The following is a 4,832-nucleotide window of genomic DNA, read 5'->3' on the forward strand; positions in this document are numbered from 1 at the left end:
GCCGTCGAGGGCCGCGAACTATAGCGGCATGGATCAGGATTGGGAAGAGGGGGTGAAGATCGACCCCGTTCTGTTTAGCTGGCGGTCTGCTTGACACCCCCCACGGCATCCCCGAACGTCCCTTGCCACCCCACCGGAGCCACCCAATGCGCCTTGCCAGCCTCGCCCTGTTCCTTGCCGCCCTGCTGCCCCTGGCCGGCTGCGCCACCGACGGCCAGGCCTGGGTGGAGCTCAATGGCCAGCGTTTCGAGGTGGAAGTGGCCGACGACGACGCCGAGCGCAACCGCGGGCTGATGTTCCGCGAGTCCCTGGCCGAGGGCACCGGCATGTTGTTCGTGCACGACGCCGAGCGACCGCTGGCCTATTGGATGAAGAACACGAAGATCCCGCTCGACATCTTCTACTTCGATGCGTCGCGCAAGCTGGTGTCAGTGTCGCGCGGCGTGCCGCCGTGTTCGCTCGGCGACCGCTGCCCGCCCTACCCCAGCAGCGGCCCGGCGCTGTACGTGCTTGAGCTCAACGCCGGCCAGGCCAGCGTGCTTGGCAGCAAGCCCGGCGACACCATCACCTTCGGCCCCGGCATTCCCGCGCGCGGCGAGCCTTGATTCATGGCTCCAGCGGGGCCACATTGCCTGCATGGACGCCCCGAACACACTGCCGGACTGGAATGCGCTGGCCGCGCTTGGCGATGACGAACTGCCGCTGCTCGACACGGCGCTGCTTATCGCCCGCGACGAATACCCCGACCTCGACCCCAGCGGCTACACCGCGCAGGTGGAAACCTACGCCGATGCGCTGCGCCCGCAGCTCGACGGCGACATCGACCTGCCGGCGCGCCTGACCGCGATAAACCGCTACCTGTTCGAGGAAGTGGGCTTCGCCGGCAACAACCTCGAATACGACGACCCGCGCAACAGCTATCTCAACGACGTCGTCGACCGGAAGCTGGGCATCCCGATCTCGCTGGCGGTGATCCAGATCGAAGTCACCCGCCGCCTGGGCATGCCGCTCGACGGCATTTCCTTCCCGGGGCATTTCCTGGTGCGGCTGCCGGTGGACGACGGCATCCTGGTGCTCGACCCCTTCAACAAGGGCCGGCCGGTAAGCGCCGAGGAACTGCGTGAACGCGCCTCGCCGCACATGGGCGGCCACCCGCCGGACGACCAGCAGCTGATGCAGATCCTGGCGCCGGCCACGCACCGCGGCATCCTCATGCGCATGCTGCGCAACCTCAAGGGCCTTTACCTCGAACAGCGTGACTGGGAGCGCGTGGCGCGAACCGCCGACCGCCTGCTCAAGCTCTCGCCCGGCACCGCCGAAGCCGTGCGCGACCGTGGCCTGGCCTATCGCGAACTGGGTTATGCCAAGGGTGCGCGCGAAGACCTGGCGCGTTACCTGCAGATGCTTCCGGAAGCCGATGACGTCGAAAGCGTGCGCGCCGCGCTGGTCGACCTCAGCGGCGTGCCGGCGCGACTGAACTGAAGCGCCGGCCTCAGGCCGGCACCATCTCGAAATCGTCCTTGGTGACGCCGCAGTCCGGGCAGACCCAGTCGTCCGGCACGTCTTCCCAGCGCGTGCCGGGGGCGATGCCCTCTTCCGGCAGGCCGTCGGCTTCGCTGTAGATGAAGCCACAGACCACGCACATCCAGGTGCGGTAGGTGGTGGTGGCGGCAGTGGGCGTGTTCATTGCGGGTCCGTCAATGCGTTAACAGCTAACATTCTCGCATCTTGCCGGTCACGCCGAAATGAACCCCAGCCCATCCTCCAGGCGCCGCGGCGTCTACCTGATCACGCCCGACGAGCCCGACACCGGCCGGCTGCTGGCCCGGCTGCAGCCCCTGCTGGCCGAGGCGCCGGCCCTGCTGCAGTACCGCAACAAGGCCGCCGGGCCGGACCTGCGCCGCCGGCAGGCCCTGGCCCTGGCCGATGCCTGCACCCAGGCCGGCGTGCCACTGGTGGTGAACGATGACTGGCGCCTGGCCCTGGACGTGGGCGCCCTGGGCGCGCACCTGGGTGAACACGACGGTGACCTGCACCAGGCCCGGCGCGAGGCCCCCGGCCTGTGGCTGGGCGCCTCGTGTTACGACGAGCTCGAGCGCGCCCGCCAGGCCGTCGCCGCCGGGGCCGACTACGTCGCCTTCGGTGCGTTTTTCCCTTCCGGCACCAAACCCGACGCGCGCCGCGCCAACCCCAGCCTGCTTGCCGAGAGCGCCACGCTGGGCTGCACCCGGGTGGCCATCGGCGGCATCACCCCGGACAATGCCGCCGGGCTGGTCGCCGCCGGCGCCGACCTGCTGGCCGTGATCGGCGGCGTTTTCGACAGTCCCGACCCGGCCGCCGCCCTGCGCGCCTACCGCCGCGCCTTTGAACCGAACACCCACGAGACCACCAAGCCATGAACACCGCCACCAGCCACGACCTCTTCACCCGCGCCCTGGACCTGATGCCGGGCGGCGTCAATTCGCCGGTGCGCGCCTTCAAGTCGGTCGGCGGCGAACCGTTTTTCGCGGCCAGCGCCGAAGGCGCCTACCTGGTGGACGTGGACGGCAACCGCTACGTGGACTACATCGGCAGCTGGGGCCCGATGATCGCCGGCCACGCCCACCCGAAGGTGCTCGACGCCGTCGCCAGCACCATGCGCAAGGGCCTGAGCTTCGGCGTGCCCAATGCGCTGGAAGTGACCATGGCCGAAACCGTGCGCAAGCTGGTGCCGTCCATGCAGATGATGCGCATGGTCAATTCCGGCACCGAAGCCACACTGTCGGCGATCCGCCTGGCGCGCGGCGCCACCGGCCGCACGCGCATCGTCAAGTTCGAGGGCTGCTACCACGGCCACGGCGACAGCTTCCTGGTGAAGGCCGGCTCGGGCGCGCTGACCTTCGGCCTGCCCAATTCGCCGGGCGTGCCCAAGGCCCTGGCCGACCTGACCCTGACCCTGCCCTACAACGACTTCGAGGCAGCCACGAAGCTGTTCGCCGAAGTGGGCGAAGAAATCGCCGGCGTCATCGTCGAACCGATCGTCGGCAACGCCAATTGCATCCTGCCGCGCGAGGGCTACCTGCAGCACCTGCGCGATCTGTGCACGCAGTCGGGCGCGATCCTGATCTTCGACGAAGTGATGACCGGCTTCCGCGTCGCGCTCGGCGGGGCCCAGGCGCGTTATGGCGTCACGCCCGACCTGAGCACCTTCGGCAAGATCATCGGCGGCGGCATGCCGGTGGGCGCCTACGGCGGTCGCGCCGACCTGATGCAGCAGATTGCGCCGGCCGGTCCGGTCTACCAGGCCGGCACCCTGAGCGGTAACCCGGTGGCGATGGCCGCCGGCCTGGCGACGCTGGGCATTATCCAGGGCCCGGGTTTCTACGAGCGCCTGGAATCGGCCACCCACGTGCTGTGCGACGGCCTTGAATCGGCGGCGCGCGACGCCGGCGTGCCGGTCACCACCACCCGCAGCTGCGCGATGTTCGGCCTGTTCTTCACCGACAAGAAGGTGGAAACCTTTGCCGACGCGGTGGCCTGCGACACCGCCGCTTTCAACCGCTTCTTCCACGCCATGCTGCGCCGCGGCGTCTATTTCGCGCCCTCGGCCTTCGAAGCCGGCTTCCTGTCCAGCGCCCACGGCGAAGAAGAGCTCGCGTTCACCATCCAGGCCGCGCGCGAAGCGTTCAAAGAGGTCGCCGCATGACCCGCATCGAAACCCTGGCCGTGCACGCCGGCGGCGAACCGGATGAAAGCACCGGCGCCGTCTCGCCCCCGATCCACATGGCCACGACTTTCCGGCACGGCCCGGCCGGCGAACGGCAGGCCGGCTTCGAATACCAGCGGGAAGGCAATCCGACCCAGGATCGGCTGGAAACGGCGCTGGCGGCCATGGAAGGCGGGCAGGCCGCGCTTTGTTTCGGTTCGGGCATGGCAGCGATGTCGGCTGCGCTCGAATCCCTGCCCACCGGTGCCCACGTTCTGATTCCGTCCGACTGCTACACCGGCCTGCGCGTACTGGGCGCCGAGTTCCTGCCCCAGCGCGGCATCACCGCCACGGCCGTGGACATGTCCGATCTGGACGCCGTGCGCGCCGCACTGCGGCCGGAGACCCGGATGATCTGGGCCGAAACGCCCTCCAACCCGCGCCTTTGCATTGCCGACATCGCCGCGCTGGCGGAGCTGGCGCACGGCAACGACGCGCTGCTGGCCTGCGACAACACCTTCGCCACGCCCGTGCTGCAGCAGCCGCTGGCGCTGGGTGCCGACCTGGTGATGCATTCGACCACCAAGTACATCGGCGGCCACAGCGACGTGATGGGCGGCGCGCTGGTGTTCGCGCGGCGGGACGAGTTCCACGATGCGGTTTTCCACCGCCGCCACCTCACCGGCGGCATCCTCGCACCCTTCAGCGCCTGGCTGATCCTGCGCGGCTGCCGGTCGCTGCCGGCGCGCATGGCCTGGCATTGCCGGAACGCCGCGGCGCTGGCGCAGTTCCTCGCAGGGCACGAGGCGGTCGAAGCCGTGCACTATCCGGGTCTGGCCACGCACCCCGGGCACGAGATCGCCGCCCGGCAGATGAGCGACTTCGGCGGCATGCTCAGCCTGCGCATCAAGGGTGGCCGCGACGCCGCCCTGCGGGTGGCCGGCGCGCTGGAGCTGGCGATCAACGCCACCTCGCTGGGCGGCCCGGAAACCCTGGTCGAACACCGTGCCTCGATCGAAGGCGCCAACGCCGTCAGCCCCGACAACCTGCTGCGGGTTTCGGTGGGCCTGGAACATTCCGACGACCTGCTGGCCGACTTCGGCCGCGCGCTCGAGGCGGCCGGCGCATGAGCCAGCCACGCATCGCC

At 69.5% G+C, this 4,832-nt stretch carries 6 protein-coding genes; 5 read left to right on the plus strand and 1 reads right to left on the minus strand.

The window, feature by feature from the left end; genetic code table 11:
* Positions 1-146 precede the first annotated feature (146 nt).
* Together AACZ35_RS12455 and AACZ35_RS12460 are read left to right on the plus strand one after the other, a co-directional pair.
* Positions 147-605, plus strand: coding sequence for a DUF192 domain-containing protein (locus tag AACZ35_RS12455; protein WP_339829793.1), 459 nt, complete (start codon positions 147-149; stop codon positions 603-605).
* A gap of 31 nt (positions 606-636) precedes the next feature.
* Complete coding sequence (locus AACZ35_RS12460) at positions 637-1,482, plus strand: SirB1 family protein (protein WP_339829795.1); 846 nt, start codon at positions 637-639, stop codon at positions 1,480-1,482.
* 10 nt (positions 1,483-1,492) lie between these two features.
* Here AACZ35_RS12460 and AACZ35_RS12465 read toward each other — a convergent pair whose 3' ends face one another.
* A complete protein-coding gene (locus AACZ35_RS12465) occupies positions 1,493-1,687 on the minus strand; it encodes a rubredoxin (RefSeq protein WP_339829797.1) in 195 nt (64 codons plus the stop codon).
* 58 nt (positions 1,688-1,745) lie between these two features.
* On the opposite strand from AACZ35_RS12465, the gene thiE reads away from it, so the two are divergent.
* From thiE to AACZ35_RS12480, 3 genes are read left to right on the plus strand one after another with little or no spacing between them, the layout of a single operon-like run.
* A complete protein-coding gene (gene thiE, locus AACZ35_RS12470; protein WP_339829799.1) occupies positions 1,746-2,399 on the plus strand; it encodes a thiamine phosphate synthase in 654 nt (217 codons plus the stop codon).
* Positions 2,396-3,685 (plus strand): glutamate-1-semialdehyde 2,1-aminomutase, encoded by a 1,290-nt coding sequence (hemL, locus tag AACZ35_RS12475; protein WP_339829801.1) that lies wholly within the window; start codon positions 2,396-2,398, stop codon positions 3,683-3,685. The genes thiE and hemL overlap by 4 nt, the downstream gene beginning before the upstream one ends.
* Positions 3,682-4,815: an aminotransferase class I/II-fold pyridoxal phosphate-dependent enzyme gene (locus AACZ35_RS12480; RefSeq protein ID WP_339829803.1), complete on the plus strand. Its 1,134-nt coding sequence runs from the start codon at positions 3,682-3,684 to the stop codon at positions 4,813-4,815. Before hemL ends, AACZ35_RS12480 begins: the two co-directional genes overlap by 4 nt.
* Positions 4,816-4,832: the final 17 nt, after the last annotated feature.

This window comes from uncultured Arenimonas sp. (assembly GCF_963976025.1).
Classification (GTDB): Bacteria; Pseudomonadota; Gammaproteobacteria; order Xanthomonadales; family Xanthomonadaceae; genus Arenimonas.

Bases quoted from the DNA above. Each gene is read 5' to 3' on its own strand.
- AACZ35_RS12465 (WP_339829797.1), bottom strand. From the start codon at position 1,687: ATGAACACGCCCACTGCCGCCACCACCACCTACCGCACCTGGATGTGC.
- hemL (WP_339829801.1), top strand. From the start codon at position 2,396: ATGAACACCGCCACCAGCCACGACCTCTTCACCCGCGCCCTGGACCTG.
- thiE (WP_339829799.1), top strand. From the start codon at position 1,746: ATGAACCCCAGCCCATCCTCCAGGCGCCGCGGCGTCTACCTGATCACG.
- AACZ35_RS12455 (WP_339829793.1), top strand. From the start codon at position 147: ATGCGCCTTGCCAGCCTCGCCCTGTTCCTTGCCGCCCTGCTGCCCCTG.
- AACZ35_RS12460 (WP_339829795.1), top strand. From the start codon at position 637: ATGGACGCCCCGAACACACTGCCGGACTGGAATGCGCTGGCCGCGCTT.
- AACZ35_RS12480 (WP_339829803.1), top strand. From the start codon at position 3,682: ATGACCCGCATCGAAACCCTGGCCGTGCACGCCGGCGGCGAACCGGAT.